16 protein-coding genes are annotated in these 18,583 nt (G+C 65.7%); 12 read left to right on the forward strand and 4 right to left on the reverse strand.

What is annotated here, in order from left to right; all coding sequences use genetic code 11:
* Positions 1–75: 75 nt before the first annotated feature.
* The 4 genes from bchJ to TabM4_RS12115 all read right to left on the reverse strand — a co-directional run bounded on the left by bchJ (position 76) and on the right by TabM4_RS12115 (position 4,770).
* A complete protein-coding gene (gene bchJ, locus TabM4_RS12100) occupies positions 76–684 on the reverse strand; it encodes a bacteriochlorophyll 4-vinyl reductase (protein WP_434612624.1) in 609 nt (202 codons plus the stop codon).
* Position 685: 1 nt separating this feature from the next.
* Complete coding sequence (gene bchE / locus TabM4_RS12105; protein ID WP_434612626.1) at positions 686–2,341, reverse strand: magnesium-protoporphyrin IX monomethyl ester anaerobic oxidative cyclase; 1,656 nt, start codon at positions 2,339–2,341, stop codon at positions 686–688.
* A 188-nt stretch (positions 2,342–2,529) separates the two neighbouring features.
* Positions 2,530–3,921, reverse strand: a complete 1,392-nt coding sequence (ppsR, locus tag TabM4_RS12110; RefSeq protein WP_434622059.1) for a transcriptional regulator PpsR — start codon at positions 3,919–3,921, stop codon at positions 2,530–2,532.
* A gap of 69 nt (positions 3,922–3,990) precedes the next feature.
* A complete protein-coding gene (locus tag TabM4_RS12115; RefSeq protein ID WP_434612628.1) occupies positions 3,991–4,770 on the reverse strand; it encodes a cobalamin B12-binding domain-containing protein in 780 nt (259 codons plus the stop codon).
* A gap of 323 nt (positions 4,771–5,093) precedes the next feature.
* Here TabM4_RS12115 and bchF point away from each other — a divergent pair, with 323 nt between their 5' ends.
* The 12 genes from bchF to acsF all read left to right on the forward strand — a co-directional run bounded on the left by bchF (position 5,094) and on the right by acsF (position 18,549).
* Complete coding sequence (bchF, locus tag TabM4_RS12120; protein WP_434612630.1) at positions 5,094–5,615, forward strand: 2-vinyl bacteriochlorophyllide hydratase; 522 nt, start codon at positions 5,094–5,096, stop codon at positions 5,613–5,615.
* On the forward strand, positions 5,612–6,889 hold the full coding sequence (locus TabM4_RS12125) for a ferredoxin:protochlorophyllide reductase (ATP-dependent) subunit N (protein WP_434612632.1): 1,278 nt from the start codon (positions 5,612–5,614) through the stop codon (positions 6,887–6,889). Before bchF ends, TabM4_RS12125 begins: the two co-directional genes overlap by 4 nt.
* Entirely contained in the window at positions 6,886–8,469 is a 1,584-nt protein-coding gene (gene bchB, locus TabM4_RS12130; RefSeq protein ID WP_434612634.1) for a ferredoxin:protochlorophyllide reductase (ATP-dependent) subunit B, read from the forward strand. Before TabM4_RS12125 ends, bchB begins: the two co-directional genes overlap by 4 nt.
* The gene (locus TabM4_RS12135; RefSeq protein WP_434612636.1) at positions 8,459–12,052 is read left to right on the forward strand and encodes a magnesium chelatase subunit H; all 3,594 of its coding nucleotides are present in this window, start codon (positions 8,459–8,461) and stop codon (positions 12,050–12,052) included. The genes bchB and TabM4_RS12135 overlap by 11 nt, the downstream gene beginning before the upstream one ends.
* A 103-nt stretch (positions 12,053–12,155) precedes the next feature.
* Positions 12,156–13,058 (forward strand): ferredoxin:protochlorophyllide reductase (ATP-dependent) iron-sulfur ATP-binding protein, encoded by a 903-nt coding sequence (gene bchL, locus TabM4_RS12140; protein WP_434612638.1) that lies wholly within the window; start codon positions 12,156–12,158, stop codon positions 13,056–13,058.
* Between the two features lie 2 nt (positions 13,059–13,060).
* Positions 13,061–13,729, forward strand: coding sequence for a magnesium protoporphyrin IX methyltransferase (gene bchM / locus TabM4_RS12145; protein WP_434612640.1), 669 nt, complete (start codon positions 13,061–13,063; stop codon positions 13,727–13,729).
* Positions 13,726–15,171, forward strand: coding sequence for a PucC family protein (locus tag TabM4_RS12150; protein ID WP_434612642.1), 1,446 nt, complete (start codon positions 13,726–13,728; stop codon positions 15,169–15,171). The genes bchM and TabM4_RS12150 overlap by 4 nt, the downstream gene beginning before the upstream one ends.
* Before the next feature lie 17 nt (positions 15,172–15,188).
* Positions 15,189–15,959: a photosynthetic reaction center subunit H gene (puhA, locus tag TabM4_RS12155; protein ID WP_434612644.1), complete on the forward strand. Its 771-nt coding sequence runs from the start codon at positions 15,189–15,191 to the stop codon at positions 15,957–15,959.
* A gap of 66 nt (positions 15,960–16,025) precedes the next feature.
* A complete protein-coding gene (gene puhB / locus TabM4_RS12160) occupies positions 16,026–16,667 on the forward strand; it encodes a photosynthetic complex putative assembly protein PuhB (RefSeq protein ID WP_434612646.1) in 642 nt (213 codons plus the stop codon).
* Between the two features lie 10 nt (positions 16,668–16,677).
* Positions 16,678–17,133: a photosynthetic complex assembly protein PuhC gene (puhC, locus tag TabM4_RS12165; protein WP_434612648.1), complete on the forward strand. Its 456-nt coding sequence runs from the start codon at positions 16,678–16,680 to the stop codon at positions 17,131–17,133.
* A gap of 13 nt (positions 17,134–17,146) precedes the next feature.
* Entirely contained in the window at positions 17,147–17,443 is a 297-nt protein-coding gene (locus TabM4_RS12170; RefSeq protein ID WP_434612650.1) for a hypothetical protein, read from the forward strand.
* A gap of 53 nt (positions 17,444–17,496) precedes the next feature.
* A complete protein-coding gene (gene acsF, locus TabM4_RS12175) occupies positions 17,497–18,549 on the forward strand; it encodes a magnesium-protoporphyrin IX monomethyl ester (oxidative) cyclase (RefSeq protein ID WP_434622060.1) in 1,053 nt (350 codons plus the stop codon).
* Positions 18,550–18,583: the final 34 nt, after the last annotated feature.

Consider the following 18,583-nt stretch of genomic DNA (forward strand, 5'->3'; position numbering starts at 1 on the left):
TCAACTTTTTCTGACACCCCGTCTTCGTCTCGGCCCAAATACCCAAAAATCGCCACCCGACACCCCGCGCAGGCGTCAGGCACGGGGCACCACCTCGAACCGGCAGATCCCATCTCCCGCCGCCGCGCAGGCCACCTCGCGCACCACACAACCCTTCCAGACCAACCGCGCGAACAGCCGCTCGAACACCGCCGCGTGCCAGTGGCACAAGGGATGATCCCCCCGCAGCCCCACAACCAGCGGGTTCCCCCCCACCTCGAAGGTCAAAGGCTTCCACCCCGCCACCCGGAACGTCCCCGACCCCGCAAAGGTCCAGGAATGCCGCGCAATCGCCCCCGCCAGCACCCGCGCGCCCAAAGGCGCAGGCAGCACCCGTATCACCCATTGGGCGACGCGCGGGATGCGGTGGCGCAGGATGTAACTCCCCGTCGCCAACCCCGCCAAACGCAGCAACCCCTCCGCCCGCTCCGGAACGGCCATCCGCAGCGCCAGATGCACCGCCGCCGCATCCCCCTCGGGGATCATGCCCAGCGCCGGGTCCGGCACCGCCACCCCCGCCGCCGCCATCACCTGATCTCGGAAGCCGCGCCCCTCGACTCGGTCCAACACCGCGACGAGTTGCGTTATCGCATTCGGCCCGATCCGCGCCTCCGAGGCTGCGACAGGGACATATCCCCCATCCACCTCACGCCTCCTCGTCCATCTGCTGCTTGCCGCCGCCACAGGCCGCGACCTCTGGCATCTTGAACGCGCGCCGCTCCTCCGCCCGCTCGCCCATCTGCGCCTTCACCGCCGCCCGCCGCTCGGCAGCCTTGGCGGCACGGTCCGCAGAGGCCTCCCAATCCGCCATCTGCGCATCGGCAATCTTGCGGCTGTCGTCGAAGTGGAAATCCACCTTCCCCTTGGTCTGCGGCCCCCAATAGCCCGCCTTGCCAAGGTCATAGAAGGTCCGCCCCACCCCCGCCTTCAGGAAGGCCTTCAGGCACCCAAGCAGATAGCGCCGCCGGAACCCCGTCCCGCGCCACGGGTAATGGAACAGCGCCTTTCGCATGTAGAACCGGCGGTAATTCTTCATCACCCCGTCCAAGAGTTCCCCCCGCGTCAGCGCGGCAGGCTTCATGATGGGCGTCACGAAATTGTATTTCGAGAAGTCGAAGACCTCGACCTGATCCCGTATCTCCTGAAACAGCGGGGTAAAGGGCCAGGGCGTATACATGGACCAGTTGGCAAGGTCCGGCTGCCAGTCCCAGGCCATCTGGAACGTCTCTTCCAGCGTCTCCTTCGTCTCGTTGTCCAAGCCCACGATGAACTGCGCCTCGGTGAAGATATCCGCCTCGCGCAAGAGCCGGATCGCCTCCTTGTTCTCGGCAACCGTGGTTTCCTTGTTGAACAGGTCCAGCTTCAACTGCGCCGCGGCTTCCGTCCCCAAAGACACATGCACCAGCCCCGCCTCGCGGTAGAACTTCAGCAGATCGCGGTCGCGGTAAATATCCGTCACGCGGGTATTGATCCCCCACGTCACCCGCTTGTTCAGGCCACGGTCGATAAGCTCCTGACAGAACTCGACGAATTTCTTCTTGTTGATGGTCGGCTCCTCATCCGCAAGGATGAAGAACCCGACCCCGTGATCCGTCACCAGTCTCTCGATCTCATCCGCAACCTTCTTCGGGTCCCGCACACGGTAATCGCGCCAGAACTTCCACTGCGAACAGAAGGAACAGGTAAACGGGCACCCCCTCGCCATGTTGGGGATGGCCACCTTCACGCCCAACGGCACGTAGATGTACTTGTCCCAGTCAAGGATCGACCAATCCGGATCAATCGCGTCCAAGTCCTTGACGGTGGAGGCCGCCTGCGTCGCCACGATCTCCTCGCCGTCCTTGAAGGCCAGCCCCCTGATCTTCCGCCGCTCCGCAGGCCAGCGCCCGTCCCGCACCGCCTCCATCAGGTTGACAAGGATCTCCTCCCCCTCCCCCCGCACGATCACATCGACCCAAGGCGCCTCTTCCAACACCTGCCGGAACATGAAGGTGGCATGTATCCCCCCCAGCACCCGCAGCGCATCGGGGCACACCTCCTGCGCGATCCGCAGCGCCTCCTCCGCCTCATAGATAGCGGGCGTAATCGCCGTCAGACCCACCACATCGGGCTTCAACGCCGCAAGACGCGCCCGCAACTCCTCCGGCCCGATATGATGCGTCATCGCGTCGATGAAATGGATGTCATCGAACCCCGCGCGCCGCAGATGGCCCGTCAGATAGGCCACCCATGCCGGAGGCCAGTTCCCCGCGATCTCCGCCCCGCCGGAATGGTAGTTCGGATGGATGAACACGATCCGCATCTTGGCCTCCCGCCTGACTGTCAATTCAAGTTGACAGTTTTTTGACGCGCAGCCTTGACACAGGTCAAATCAGACCAAGAACATCAGGACAGGGAAAAGAAAAACCGGCGGGAAGGGAGGGAAAAATGCACGAAACGGCACGGCCAGAACCAGCCCGCCTGTCTTTCGGCGCATGGGGGAATGACGGCCTATTCGCCGTCCTTGTTCAAAAGCCCGTATTTGCGCAGCTTCACATAAAGCGACTGCCGCGACAGGCTCAACATCTCGGCCGCCGCCACGCGGTTGTTCCGCGTCAACTCCAGCGCCGTTTCGATGCACATCTTCTCGATCACATCCGTCGTCTCGGCGACGATGTCCTTCAAGGTGCTGGAACCCACAAGCTCCATCACGTTGCGCACCCCGTCATCGGACTGGCCGATGGGACGGCGCAGCGTTTCGGCCCGGCTGGCATCGCGCACCACCAGAACCAGCACCGGGTTCGGACGGTCGTTCAACCACGTGGCCGAAATCTCCACCGCGATCTGCCCCATGAAATCGGTCGTCAGCCGCGTCGCATAAAGCCGCAGCTGCCCCGTCCGCTTCACATTGTCCAGCAGGACCCGCAGATCCACCGCCCCGCGCGCAAGGAAATCGGTCAGCGACCGCCCGCGCACGGCGGCCATGTTGGCCGTATCCGTCAGGTTCAGGAAGGCCTCGTTCGCGGCGCGGATATTCCCCTCGCCATCGGCAAAGACGATCCCGTCCACGCCCTCGTGATACAGCCGCGACAGGTTCTCGCCCAATTCGTCATTGCCCGCCTGCCCCCGCTCCGAGGTATCAAGCTGGCATAGCAGGATGCGTTCGCCCGCCGCACGAAACACCGTGGGCGTGAGGAACACCCGTCGCTGCGACCGCCGCGCCGTCAATTCGATCGGCGCCGAACTTTCCGCCACGGCCATATTGGCAAGGCTTTCCAGAAACTCGCCGCGACGCCGCCCCTCGAACTCGGCGGCGACCGCTGTGCCCACCAGATCGGCCCGCATCCCGCCAAGGATCTGCGCCGCCGCCGGGTTGATGTCGGTGATCCGGCCCGTCGACATCGACACCATGATCACCGCATCGCGCGACACTTCCATCAGCACGCGATACCGCGTGTCCATCTCGCGCTGCGTCTCGTAATCCCGCTCCAGCGCAAGCTGGGCCTGCACCAGTTGCTGCTGCACCTCCGCGATGGGCCGCAGATCGCGCCCCAGCATCAGGATGGAGTCATCCGCCCCGATGCGATGCAGCGAATAGCGCACCGGGAATTCCCAGTTGGACTGATCGGCGTGGTTCAACTCCACCGCCACATCGCCATGCCTTGCACCATGCATCCCGCTGATGCGCATCTCGACCTTGCGCAGGCTTTCCTCGGTCAGCACATCCTTCAGATGCGCGCCCTCCCAGTCGGTCAACTGGCCAAAGCTGCGATGATGCGGATTGACGAGGACCGAGATGATGCGCCGCGATGGCGACACCAGCAGCGCGATGTCGGACGCCGTCGCAAGAATCTCACTCAAGAGATCGGGTGCGATCAGCGGCAACTTCCCGCCATTGAGCAAATGTCTACCGTCGGTCGTCACTCTCTTTCCGATCATGGGCCGCACCGCACATGGTCGACCCTTTCAGGGTTAACTCAACTCAAGCTCAAGCATCTCTCCGACAAAGAGATCCATCATGGCCAAGGCCCTGACGATGTCGTTCGTCACCAGATCGGCACCCGTCGCCTGCATCACATCTTCCGCGCTGTCACGGATGCATCCGCCGACAGCGACCTTCATCTTGCCATCACTCGCTTCTTTAAGCGTTTTCACAAGTGTACGGCAAGTTTCAAGCCTGTCGTTGCTTGCAACGGATATCAAAGCCCCGTCAAAGCCGCGCTCGGCCACATAGCGATGCAAATCCGCCGCAGAGGGCGCGATGCGCATCGACACCGAAACCCCCATCCGCCGCAGTCGCCCCACAAGGACAAGCGCCCCAAGCGTGTGCTGCTCCCCGGGCGGCAGGATGACCAAAAGCGTCGGCCCCGCAACCTGCCCCATCGCATCGGCCGACCAGGCGGTCCCGATCTCGCGCAGGATGGCCTGCATCCGCGCCACGCCCATCGTGACAGCGGCAAAACTCAAGGAGTCATTCTCCCAGGCCTCGCCCATGCGGCGCGCGGCCTCGGGGATATAGCAATCCGCCAGCGCTGTGGCCGAGATGCGCGCACGCTTCAGCTCGGGCTTGAACGCCTCGAACGCCCCCGTATCGGAAGAGGAGATCGCCGCGATGAAGCGCTGCAACAGCACCTCGCGCAGACCCGCCTCGTCGGACCCACCACGAAGCACCAGCCTCGCGACGACCTCCGCGGCGAATTGCGATACGCCGCCCATCGGGCCCTCGTCCCGATGCGCAGACCTCAGTTGCATTCCCTGCTGCATTTTCGGCTCCGCAGACCCAAGGAGTTCGCATGACATGACGTCGCGCAACCCTCCGAAAGGCCCAAAGTTACTGTCCGCCTTTGGTTCTAGATTGTCAAAGCAAATTGACAGCCCCAGCATCAAGAAAAAATTTTTTCCGCTCTAACTCGAAGAAACCTGCAAAATAATTCAACAAAACAACACGGATTGATCCGAAAGGCATCACCACACCTCCACCCCGCGCCCACGCAACAATGTGTAAGTTTCAGTTGACACTCCTGCCTCCCACGCTAACCTTCACCAGCGAGGAGCCGAAAGGAGGGCGTCTGTCGATGCATCCGAGTCCGAGCAGAAAACCGCGCAAGCGGCTTTACACCGAAGAGGAACGCGCCCGCCGCGACGCCACCCGCTGGACGCTGGTACAGGGCCTGCTGGCACCTGCGCAATTCCTCGTCTTCGCGGTGTCCGTCTTCCTCGTGGTCCGCTTCCTGATGACGGGCGACGGCTACACCGCTGCGACCGTGTCGATCATCGTCAAGACGGGCTTTCTCTACGTGATCATGGTCACTGGCGCGATCTGGGAGAAAGTCGTTTTCGGCCAGTACCTTTTCGCCCCCGCCTTCTTCTGGGAAGACGTCTTCTCCTTCGCCGTCATCGCGCTCCACACCGCCTATCTCTGGGCGCTGTTCACCGGCGCTCTGACCCCAACGGAACTGATGTTCCTCGCCCTCGCGGCCTATGCCACCTACGTCATCAACGCGGGCCAGTTCCTCTGGAAACTGCGCATGGCGCGGCTGGATGCCGAGGCGGAAGCCATCGAAGAAAACCGCACCATGGCCGAGGTGATCGCATGAGCCTCGACCTTCCCTCCACCGGCTGCCGCTCCACCCCGGTCCTCAAGGAACGCGGCCAGCGCGAGGTGTTCTGCGGCCTCACGGGAATCATCTGGCTGCACCGCAAGATGCAGGATGCCTTCTTCCTCGTGGTCGGTTCCCGCACCTGCGCGCACCTTTTGCAGGCCGCCGCAGGCGTGATGATCTTCGCCGAACCCCGCTTCGGCACCGCCATCCTCGAGGAAAAAGACCTCGCCGGTCTCGCCGATGCCAACGCGGAACTCGACCGCGAAGTCGCCCGCCTCCTCGCCCGCCGCCCGGACATCAAGCAACTCTTCCTCGTCGGCTCCTGCCCGTCCGAGGTGATCAAGCTCGATCTCGCCCGCGCCGCCGAACGCCTCTCGGGCGTCCATTCGCCCCATGTCCGGGTCTACAACTACTCCGGCTCCGGCATCGAGACGACCTTCACCCAGGGCGAGGATGCCTGCCTCGCCGCGATGGTCCCGACGCTTCCCGCGTCGACGGCCCGCGAACTCCTCATCGTGGGCGCCATGCCCGACGTCGTCGAAGACCAGTGCCTCTCGCTCCTGTCGCAGCTCGGCATCGGCCCCGTCCGCATGCTCCCCGCCCGCCGCGCGGGCGACCTGCCCGCCGTGGGCGCGAACACCGTCTTCGCCCTCGTCCAACCCTTCCTCGGCGACACCCACGCGGCGCTGACCCGCCGCGGCGCCCGCCACCTCGCCGCCCCCTTCCCCTTCGGCGAGGAAGGCACGACTGCATGGCTCCGCACCATCGCCGATGAATTCGGCGTGTCGCGCGACCTCTTCGAACAGGTCACCGCCGCCCCCCGCGCCCGCGCGCAAAAGGCCATCGCGACCCAGTCGCAGGAACTGCGCGGCAAGTCGGTCTTCTTCTTCCCCGACAGCCAGCTTGAAATCCCGCTCGCCCGCTTCCTCACCCGCGAATGCGGCATGACGGCGGTTGAAGTCGGCACCCCCTACCTGCACGAAGGCCTCGTCGGCCCCGACCTCGACCTCCTCCCCACCGGCCCCGTCATCTCCGAGGGCCAAGACGTCGAAAAGCAACTCGACCGCCAGCGCGCCGCCGCCCCCGACCTCACCGTCTGCGGCCTCGGCCTCGCGAACCCTTTGGAAGCCGAAGGCCACACCACCAAATGGGCGATCGAACTCGTCTTCACGCCCGTGCATTTCTATGAACAGGCAGGCGACCTCGCCGGCCTCTTCTCCCGCCCCCTCCGCCGCAAGGCGATCCTGCGCAAGGAGGCCGCGGAATGAAACTCACGCTCTGGACATATGAAGGCCCGCCCCATGTCGGCGCGATGCGCGTGGCGACGGGCATGAAGGGCCTGCACTACGTCCTGCACGCCCCGCAGGGCGACACCTACGCGGACCTCCTGTTCACCATGATCGAACGCAGGAACCACCGCCCGCCGGTCACCTTCACCACCTTCCAGGCCCGCGACCTCGGCGCGGATACGGCGAACCTGTTCAAGGACAGCGCCCGCGACGCCTACAACCGCTTCCAACCGCAGGCGATGATCGTCGGGGCCTCCTGCACCGCCGAACTGATCCAGGATGACCCCGGCGGTCTGGCCGAAGCCCTCGGCCTCCCCATCCCTGTGATCCCGCTGGAACTCCCCTCCTACCAGCGCAAGGAGAACTTCGGCGCGGACGAAACCTTCTACCAGATCGTCAAGGCATTGGCCAAACCGATGCCCCGCACCGAAGCCATCACCTGCAACATCCTCGGCGCAACCGCGCTCGGCTTCCGCCACCGCGACGACGTGGCCGAGGTGACGAAGCTCCTCGCCCTCATGGGCATCACGGTGAACGTCGCAGCCCCGATGGGCGCGACACCGGAAGACATCGCCCGGATGGGTCAGGCGCATTTCAACGTGCTCCTCTACCCCGAAACCGGCGAAACCGCCGCGCGCCACCTCGAACGCGCTTGCGGCCAGCCCTATACGAAGATCGTCCCCATCGGCGTCGGCGCCACGCGCGATTTCCTGCATGAAGTCAGTGGCTTGACGGGCCTCTCTGCCAAAGTGGATGAATCCGGCCTCCGCCTGCCGTGGTGGTCGGCCTCGGTCGATTCCACCTACCTCACCGGCAAGCGCGTCTACATCTTCGGCGACGCCACCCACGTGACGGCCGCCGCCCGCATCGCCGCGACCGAGATCGGCTTCGACGTCGTGGGCATGGGCTGCTTCAACCGCGAATTCGCAAGACCGATGCGCGCCGCCGCCAAGGCCTACGGCGTCGAACCCCTCATCACCGACGACTACCTCGAGGTGGAGGCCGAAATCGCCCGCCTGCAACCCGAACTCATCCTCGGCACGCAGATGGAACGCCATATCGGCAAACGCCTCGGCATCCCCTGCGCCGTCATCTCCTCCCCCGTCCATGTGCAGGACTTCCCCGCCCGCTACTCGCCCCAGATGGGTTTCGAAGGGGCGAACGTCATCTTCGACACATGGATCCATCCGCTGGTCATGGGGCTGGAGGAACACCTCCTCACCATGTTCCGCGAGGATTTCGAATTCCACGACGACGCGGGCGCCAGCCATCACGGCGGCAAGGCCGTGGCGCGGGTTGAACCTGCGGAAGCGGGGGGCTTTGCGCCCCCCGCACCCCCCGCAGGATATTTGGAAACGGCTGAAGCGACAGAGATCCCGGTGGTGACGCCTTCGGGCGAAGTCGTCTGGCTTCCCGATGCCGAGCGCGAGTTGAAGAAGATCCCCTTCTTCGTGCGCGGCAAGGCCAAACGCAACACCGAGAAATACGCAGCCGACCGCGGCGTCGCGCAGATCAGCATCGACACCCTCTACGAAGCAAAGGCCCATTATGCGCGATGACCGCCACCCCCTGACGGACGCGACCACCGCGCCCCACCGGGGCGACCGCACCTATCGCTTCGTCGTCATCACGCTGGACGCCCATGCCGCGGGCCCCGCCGCCCGCGTCGCTCCCGCGCTGGCCAAGGACTTCCCCGGCATCGAGGTTTCCATCCACGCCGCCGCCGAATGGGCCGAGAACCCCGCAGCCCTCGCCCGCGCCAAGGCCGCGATCCGCGCCGCCGACATCGTGGTCGCGAACCTGCTCTTCATCGAGGAACACATCACCGCCGTCATCGACGACCTCCGCGCCGTCCGCGATGGCCTCGACGCCTTCGTCGGCGTCATCGCCGATCCGCAGATCGTGAAGATGACGCGGATGGGCGAGCTGGACATGGCGAAACCCGCCTCCGCCGCCATGCAGCTCCTGAAGAAACTGCGCGGGTCGAACGCCCCCTCCGGCTCCTCCGGCGAAAAGCAGATGAAGATGCTGCGCCGCCTGCCGAAGATCCTCCGCTTCCTGCCCGGCAAGGCGCAGGACCTGCGGGCCTGGTTCCTGTCGATGCAATACTGGCTCGGCGGGTCCGACGACAACATCGAACAGATGATCCGCTACCTCGTCTCGCGCTACTCGGCCAACCGCGACTGGAAGGCGGTTTCGGCCAAACCCCCGGTCGACTATCCCGATGTCGGGCTCTACCACCCCGACCTCGCCGCGCGCATCACCACCAACGTGGCGGACCTCCCCCGCCCGGTGGGAGCGGTCTCGACCGTGGGGCTCCTCATGCTGCGGTCCTACATCCTCGCCTCGGACACCGCGCATTACGACGCGGTGATCCGGGCCTTTGAGGCCAAGGGGATCGCCGTCCTTCCCGCCTTCGCGGGCGGCCTAGACGGGCGTCCCGCCATCGACGCCTTCTTCAAGGGCCGCACCGATGCGATGGTGTCGCTGACGGGCTTCTCCCTCGTCGGCGGCCCCGCCTATAACGACAGCCCCGCCGCCGTGGCCGCGCTGGAAGAACTGGACATCCCCTATATCGCTGCCCACCCGCTGGAATTCCAGACGCTGGGCCAATGGGGCGCATCGGGCGGCGGCCTCGGCCCGGTCGAGACCACCATGCTCATCGCGCTGCCCGAGATCGACGGCGCGACCAACCCCACCGTCTTCGCCGGACGCCACGACCTGAACGGCTGCGCGGGCTGCAAGATGAACTGCCGCGCGGCCAGCGAAGAGGCGATCACCACCCGCGCCATGGCCCCCTGCTTCGAACGCATCGACGCGCTGGCCGACAAGACCGGCCGCCTCGCCGCCCTGCGCCGTTCGGCAGTCGCTGAACGTAACGTCGGGATCATCCTCTACGGCTTCCCCCCGAACGCAGGCGCCGCAGGCACCGCCGCCTATCTCGGCGTCTTCGAAAGCCTCTTCAACACGCTCCACGCGATGAAGGCCGAAGGCTATGACCTGACGCCCCCCGCCACGCTGGACGATCTGCGCGAAGCCGTCATGGGCGGCACCGCCCGCATGTATGGCCAGCCCGCCAACGTCCACACCATCATCCCCGCCGCCGAAGTCGTCGCGAAGACGCGCTGGCTGTCGGATGTCGAGCGCGTCTGGGGCCCCGCCCCCGGCCGCCTGCAAACCGACGGGCGCGGCGTCATGGTCCTCGGCGCGCAATTCGGCAAGGTCTTCGTGGGCCTCCAGCCCGTCTTCGGCTACGAAGGCGACCCGATGCGCCTGCTCTTCGAAAAGGGCTTCGCACCGACCCATGCCATGATGACCTTCTACCGCTGGCTGCGCGATGACTTCCGCGCCGATGTCCTGCTGCATTTCGGCATGCATGGCGCGCTGGAATTCCTGCCGGGCAAGCAGGCGGGCGTGTCGGAAACCTGCTGGCCCGACCGCCTGATCGGCAACATGCCGAACGTCTATCTATATGCCTCGAACAACCCGTCCGAGGCGACGCTGGCCAAGCGCCGCTCCAACGCGGTGACGATCACCCACCTGACGCCGCCCTTGGCGCAATCCGGCCTCTACAAGGGCTTGCAGGACCTGAAGGACTCCCTCTCCCGCTGGCGCGCCGCCGCCGACGACGCGCCCGACCGCGCGGACCTGTGGGAGCTGATCGTCGAACAGGCCCGCACCGTGGACCTCGACCCGACAGATCCCGCGCACCTCTGGGTGAAACTCCTCGAAACCGAAGGCGCGCTGATCCCCGATGGCCTGCACGTCCTTGGCCGCCCGATGGGCGCGAGTGAACGGCGCGACTACATCGACCTGATCGGCGCGACAGGCGCGGAGGCCGAGGCGCTGGACGCCAAGCTGCAAGCCCAGACCGAAATCCCCGCCATCCTCCGCGCCCTTGGCGGCCACTTCACCAGCCCCGTCCCCGGTGGCGACCTGATCCGGTCCACCGATATCCTGCCCACGGGCCGCAACATCCACGCCTTCGACCCGTTCCGCATGCCCACCGCCTTCGCGCTGAAGGACGGCACGCAACAGGCGCAGCGCCTGCTCGACACCCACCCGACGCTGCCGCGCACCGTGGCCCTCGTCCTTTGGGGGTCGGACAACATCAAATCCGACGGCGCCCCCCTCTCCCAGGCCCTTGCGCTGATGGGCGCGCGGCCCCGCTTCGACCATTACGGCCGCCTCTGCGGCGCCGACCTCATCCCGCTCTCCGAACTCGGCCGCCCGCGGATCGACGTGGTGATGACGCTGTCGGGCATCTTCCGCGACCTCCTGCCGCTCCAGACCCGGATGCTGGCCGAAGCCGCATGGAAGGCCGCCGTGGCCGAGGAACCGCTGTCGCAGAACTTCATCCGCGCCCATGCACTCGCCTATGCGGACGAGATGGGCGTTGACATGGAAACCGCCGCCCTCCGCGTCTTCTCCAACGCTGAAGGGGCCTATGGCTCCAACGTCAACATCATGGTGGGAAGCAGCGCCTTCGGCGAGGAAGACGAACTCGCCGACGCCTATGAAAACCGCAAATCCTTCGCCTATGGCCGCAACGGCAAGGCCACGCAGAACGCGGCGCTCCTGCAAAAGACGCTCAAGGACGTGGACCTCGCCTACCAGAACCTCGAATCCGTGGAACTGGGCGTCACCACCGTGGACCAGTATTTCGACACACTGGGCGGCATCGCCCGCGCCGTGAAACGCGCGCGCGGCGGGCAGGAAACCCCGGTCTATATCGGCGACCAGACGCGCGGCGGCGGCACCGTTCGCACGCTCAAAGATCAGATCGCGCTGGAAACCCGCTCGCGCAGCCTGAACCCGAAATATTTCGAAGGCCTCCTCCGCCACGGCGCCGAAGGCGTCCGCCAGATCGAGGCGCAGGTATCGAACACCTTCGGCTGGTCCGCCACCACCGCGCAGGTCGATCCTTGGGTCTATCAGCGCCTGTCGGAAACCTTCGTGCTGGACGAGGCGATGCGCCGCCGTCTGGCCAGCCTCAACCCCGAAGCCTCCTCCCGCATGGCCCAGCGCCTGCTGGAAGCCTCGGACCGCAACTACTGGCAACCCGATGCCGACACGCTCGCCGCGCTGCAACGCGCGGCGGACGAGCTCGAGGATCGACTGGAAGGGATCGCGGCGGAATGACCCTGACCTGCACCCATGCCCAGCGCCGGAGCGGGGGGCCAGCCCCCCGCACCCCCCGGGGTATTTTCCCCGAGACGAAGACCATTTCGAAAGGAAATGACGCATGAGCCCGAGAGACGAAATCCCCCTGCTGAAAGGCTTGGACGGCGAAGGCTCGGTGCAGGTGCATCAGGACGCCTCGATGAAGATCGAGGGGGCCAAGGTCTTTTCCGTCTACGGCAAGGGCGGGATCGGGAAATCGACCACCTCGTCGAACCTTTCGGCGGCCTTCTCCGTCATGGGCAAGCGCGTGCTGCAGATCGGCTGCGATCCGAAGCATGACTCCACCTTCACCCTGACGGGCCGCCTGCAACCGACCGTGATCGACATCCTGAAAGAGGTCGATTTCCACGCCGAGGAGCTGCGCCCCGAAGACTACGTGGCGACAGGCTGGAATGGCGTGAAATGCGTGGAAGCCGGCGGCCCCCCCGCAGGCACAGGCTGCGGCGGCTATGTCGTTGGCCAGACGGTGAAACTGCTGAAACAGCATCACCTTCTGGAAGATACCGATGTGGTGATCTTCGACGTGCTGGGCGACGTGGTCTGCGGCGGCTTCGCGGCCCCCCTGCAACATGCCGACCGCGCCGTGATCGTCACCGCCAACGACTTCGACAGCATCTACGCGATGAACCGCATCATCGCCGCCGTGCAGGCCAAGTCCGGCAACTACAAGGTGCAACTCGCGGGCTGCGTCGCCAACCGCTCGCGCGAGACGGACGAGGTCGACCGCTACTGCGCCAAGGTGGGCTTCAACCGCCTCGCCCACATGCCCGACATCGACGCCATCCGCCGCTCGCGCCTGAAGAAGAAGACGCTGTTCGAGATGGATGACGAACAGGACATCGTCACCGCCCGCGCCGAATACCTGCGGCTGGCCGAAACGCTGTGGCGGTCGGTCGGCGGCCCCGGCTCCACCCCCGACCCGCTGCCCGACCGCGACATCTTCGAACTTCTGGGATTTGACTGAGAATGCAGGACTATTCCGCCACGCTCTCCCGCGTCGAGGACTATTTCGACCGCAGCGCCACCAAGGTGTGGGAGCGCCTGACCTCTGACGCCCCCGTCAGCCGCATCCGCCAGACCGTGCGCGAAGGCCGCGACCGGATGCGCGCGATCATGCTGTCGCGCCTGCCCGCCGACCTGCGCGGTTGCCGGGTTCTGGACGCAGGCTGCGGCACGGGTCTGATGACGGCGGAACTGGCGGCACGCGGGGCCGATGTGGTGGCGGTGGACATCTCGCCGCAACTGATCGCCATAGCGGAGCAGCGCCTGACCGAGGACCTCCGCCCCCGCGTCACCTTCGCCTCCGGCGACATGACCTGCGCCAGCCATGGCCGCTTCGACTTCGTCATGGCGATGGACAGCCTGATCTACTACCGCACCCCCGACATCGCGCAAGCATTGCGGAAACTGGCTGACCGCACTTCGGGCCACATCACCTTCACCGTCGCGCCGCGCACGCCCTTCCTCATGACCTTCTTCACCATCGGCAAGGCCTTCCCCCGCGCCGACCGCTCGCCCACCATGATCCCGCAAGACTGGCGCGCCATCGCCCGCCACACCGGCGGCGACCTCGCCAAGGTGGAACGCGTCAGCCGCGGCTTCTACATTTCAGAATGTCTGGAGTATCGCGCATGATCCTCCGCAAGAAAGACCTCCAGAAATTCAGCGCGAACTGGCTGCCCTTCGCGGATGTCGCCTCCGAGGGCCTGCCGCTGGCACAACTCCTGCGCCTGTCGCTGTTCCAGGTCTCCGTGGGCATGGCGCAGGTCCTCCTGCTCGGCACACTGAACCGCGTGATGATCGTGGAACTGTCCGTCCCGGCCATGATCGTGGCGGCGATGATCGCCATCCCCGTCCTCGTCGCGCCCTTCCGCGCGCTTCTGGGCCACCGCTCCGACACCCACCGCTCCGCGCTGGGATGGAAGCGCGTCCCCTATCTCTGGTTCGGCTCGCTCTGGCAGATGGGTGGCCTCGCCGTCATGCCCTTCGCCCTGCTCGTCCTCTCCGGCGACCGCACATTCGAGGTGCCCTATGCGGGCGAAATCCTCGCCGCCATCGCCTTCCTGATGACCGGCCTCGGCATGCACATGACCCAGACGGCAGGGCTCGCCCTCGCCTCCGACCGCGCCAGCGACGACACGCGGCCGCGCGTCGTGGCCCTCCTCTACGTCGCGAACCTCCTCGGCATGGGCATCTCGGCGCTGGCCATCGGCTGGCTTTTGCAGAATTTCGACCCGCTCACGCTGGTCAAGGTGGTGCAGGGCTGCGGCCTTGCCACCCTGATCCTCAACCTGATCGCGCTGTGGAAACAGGAACGCTTCCGCCCCATGTCCAAGGCGGAACGCGAAGAACCCCGCCCCCGCTTTGCCGATGCCTGGGCCGATCTCATGGCGGGCGGCACCGCCGGACGCCTGCTAATCGTCGTCGTCCTCGGCACGCTGGGCTTTGCCATGCAGGACGTCCTCCTCGAACCCTATGGCGGTGAAATCCTCGGGCTCTCCGTCTCGCAGACCACCTTCCTCACCGCCATGTCCGCCATGGGCGCGCTGACCGGCTTCGTCCTCTCGGCCCGCTGGCTGGCACGCGGCACCGATCCCTACCGACTGGCGGCACGCGGCATCCTTGCCGGGATCGCGGCCTTCTCCGCCGTCATCTTCGCCGCCCCTCTCCATTCCACCGCCCTCTTCTTCGCAGGCGCGGGCCTCATCGGCTTTGGCGCCGGGCTCTTCGCCATCGCCACACTGACCGTCGCCATGACCATGTCGGCGGGCGGCCTTGCCGGCGCGGGCATCGCCCTTGGCGCATGGGGCGCGGCGCAGGCCACGGCGCAGGGCGTCTCCATCTTCCTCGGTGGCACCATCCGCGATGTGGTGGGCCACCTTGCCACGGCAGGCACGCTCGGCCCCGGCCTTGCCGACCCCTCGCTTGGCTATTCCTTCGTCTACCACATCGAAATCGCGCTGCTCTTCGCAACCCTAGCCGCCCTCGGCCCCTTGGTCCGTCTGCGGCCCCTTCACGACCCGAACCAAGCCACGTCCGGCGATGCGCGCCTGCGCCTTGCCGAATTCCCAACCTGACCCCGGAGGACCATCACATGGTAGGTGTCAACTTCTTTGGAAACTTCGATCTGGCAAGCCTGTCGATCTGGCTCTTCTGGGCCTTCTTCGCGCTGCTGATCTACTATCTGCAGACCGAGAACATGCGCGAAGGCTATCCGCTGGAGATGGAGGACGGCTCGCCCGCCCCGAACCAGGGCCCCTTCCCGGTGCCAAAGCCCAAGACCTTCAAACTGCCGCATGGCAAGGGCGAGGTGACGGTTCCCTCCGCCGCGAACGAGGCAGCCCACCGCCGCACCGATCTGGCACTCGCCCGCACCGCCGTCTCCGAAGGCTTCCCCCATGCGCCCACCGGCAACGCGATGGCCGATGGCGTCGGCCCCGCCTCCTGGGTGCCGCGGCGGGATGAGCCGGAACTCGACGGCCACGGCCATGCCAAGATCGTCCCGATGGGTCAGGCCAAGGGCTTCGTCATCAGCGCCGGGCGCGACCCGCGCGGGCTTCCCGTGCAGGCCGCCGATCTGGAAGTCGTGGGCCGCGTCTCCGACATGTGGGTCGATGCCCCCGAACAGCTCGTCCGCTATCTGGAGATCGAGCTGAACGAGGGCGGCAAGCGCCTTGTCCCGATGACGCTCGCCCGCATCTGGCCGGACCGCGTCCGCGTCCGCGCCATTGCCTCCGACAGCTTCGCAGGCATCCCGCAGACCAAGTCCCTGACCACCGTCACGAAACTCGAGGAAGACAAGATCTCGGGCTACGTCGCCGGCGGCTGGATGTACGACGCCGACAAGCGCAAGCACGGCTTCTGATGACAAAGGGGGGCGGCCTGCGCCCGGGCCGCCCCGTCTTACCCCAAGCTTGAAAGGGTCTGCACCATGTCAGACCATGATGATTTCGCCTTCGACGTGGCCCCCGGCATTCCCGCGCCACTCCCCAAAGGGGAAGAGGTCCTCTGGCAGGGCCGCCCCGACACCTCCGCCCTCGCGCGTGAGGCATTCAAGATCCGCTGGATCGCCGCCTACATGGCGCTGATCGTGCTGTGGAAGGCGGGCGCAGGCTTCGCCGATGGCGGCGCGGCCCTCGCCCTCCTGCGCGGCCTGCCCTATCTGGTGCTGGCCATTGCTGCGGTTGCGGTCGTCTGGCTGCTGGCCTGGGCACAGGCCCGCGCTACCGTCTACACTATCACCACTGCCCGCGTGTTGATGAAGATCGGCGCCGCGCTTTCGGTGACCTACAACATCCCCTTCGCGCAGGTGGGAACCGCCCGTCTGGACCTGAAACCCACGGGCACCGGCACCATCGCGCTGGAAACGCTGGGCGAAACCCGCCTCGCCTTCGCGGCGCTTTGGCCGCATCTGCGCCCCGGCCGCCTGAAAAAGACCGAACCCGCCCTGCGCTGCATCCCCGACGCCGAGAACGTGGCGCGGCTGCTGGCCGAGGCTGCGGAAACCCGTCTCGCCATGCCCGTCGTCAGCCGCGTCGATGCCGCGCCCGCCGATGCCGTGGCGGCAGAGTGAGGACATCACCATGACACAGCGCCAACCCGCCCTGCACAACCAGAAGGCTGAGATGATCCCCACCGCCCTCCTGCGCGCCATGTTCGCGCTTGCGGTGACCACGCTCGCCATCACCACCGCCGCCGTCGTCTCGGACCGCCCCACCGTGGGCCAGCCGAAGGCATCGGAGGTCGTCGAAAGCCGCGCGATCATCCTCGAAGGTCTGGATGCGCAGGCCGTCACCGTCCGCAATCCCGATGGCTCCCTGCTGGCCGAGATGCCGCATGGTGGCTTCGTCACGGTCATCCAGAACGCCATGGCCCGCGAACGCCTGACGCACCGGATCGAGGGCAACCCGCCGATCAACATCGTGCGCTACGCCAATGGCCGCCTCGTCGCCGAAGACCCCGCAACGGGCTGGAGCGCCGAACTCTACGCTTTCGGATCAGACAACAAAGCCGCGTTCGAACGGCTGCTCGATCAATAAAGGGAACCAAGAAATGGGACTTTTGACCAAAGAAAAGGAACAGGTGCCCTGCACCGTCGAAGTAAGTCATCGCTTCGAAAGCCTGCACGCCCATGTGCGTTTCAACAACGGCGCCGTGGTCCATCCCGGTGACGAGGTCCTCGTCCACGGCACGCCCGTCATGGCGGCCTATGGCGAGGTCGTCATCGAGGACCGCACCGCCACGATCACCCGCGCAAGCTGGCTCGAACGCCAATGGACCCGCCTCACCGGCGATCTGGAATTCATGGAGCTTTGCGAATTCTCCTTCTCCGAAGAGGTGACGCTGTGAACGCCCACACCCAACCGCAGCACGACACCACCCACGGCGAGCTGCACGCCGAAATGGCCGACGCCTTCGACACCACCGCGATGGCGACCGAAACCACGCTTCTCAACCCGCGCTTCTACACCACCGATTTCGACGAGATGGACCGCATCGACGTCACCCCGGTGCGCGCGGAATGGGACAAGCTTCTCGGTCAGATGAAATCCGACCCGAACAAGGGCCATTTCAAGAAGAACGCCGATTGGGACGAGGTCGACTGGCAGGGCATGGACCCCGCCCTGCGCGCCGAATTCATCGACTTCCTCGTGTCCTCCTGCACCGCCGAATTCTCCGGCTGCGTGCTCTACAAGGAAATGAAACGCCGCGGCACCAACCCCGACATCTGCGAACTCTTCAGCTATATGTCGCGCGACGAGGCCCGCCATGCAGGCTTCATCAACGACGCCCTGCGCGAGGCGGGCGTGGCCGTGAACCTCGGCTTCCTGACCAAGGCCAAGAAGTACACCTACTTCCGCCCCAAGTTCATCTACTACGCCACGTACCTGTCGGAAAAGATCGGCTACGCCCGCTACATCACCATCTACCGGCACCTCGAGGCGCATCCCGAACACCGCTTCCACCCGATCTTCAAGTGGTTCAAGGAATGGTGCAACGACGAGTTCAGCCATGGCGAGGCCTTCGCGCTTCTCATGCGCACCGACCCCGCGCTGACCCAGTCCTTCGCCAACAAGCTCTGGATCCGCTTCTTCCTGACCGCCGTCTATTCGACCATGTGGGTCCGCGACCATGCCCGCGTCGATTTCCACAACGCCCTCGGCGTGGACATCGACTGGTATGACCAAGAAGTCTTCCGCAAGACCTCCATCATCGCCCGGCAGGTCTTCCCGGTGGAACTGGATATCGACCACCCCCGTTGGATCCCCGGCCTGCGCCGCATGGATGCCGCCATGCGCGACATGGACCGCGCCAAGAAACAGGGTGGCATCGGCGGCTGGATCGCGCACAAGACGGCCACGGCCCGCGCGGCACTGGCCTTCGCCGGTCTCTACCTGATCCCGGTCAAACACATGACTCCCCCGGCCAATGTCCGGCTGGAACCCAGTTTTTGACCCCGAAACACGCATATCGCCGCGCAAGCGGTGG

Origin of the sequence: Tabrizicola sp. M-4 (assembly GCF_051132405.1) — a bacterium.
Lineage (GTDB): Bacteria > Pseudomonadota > Alphaproteobacteria > Rhodobacterales > Rhodobacteraceae > Paragemmobacter.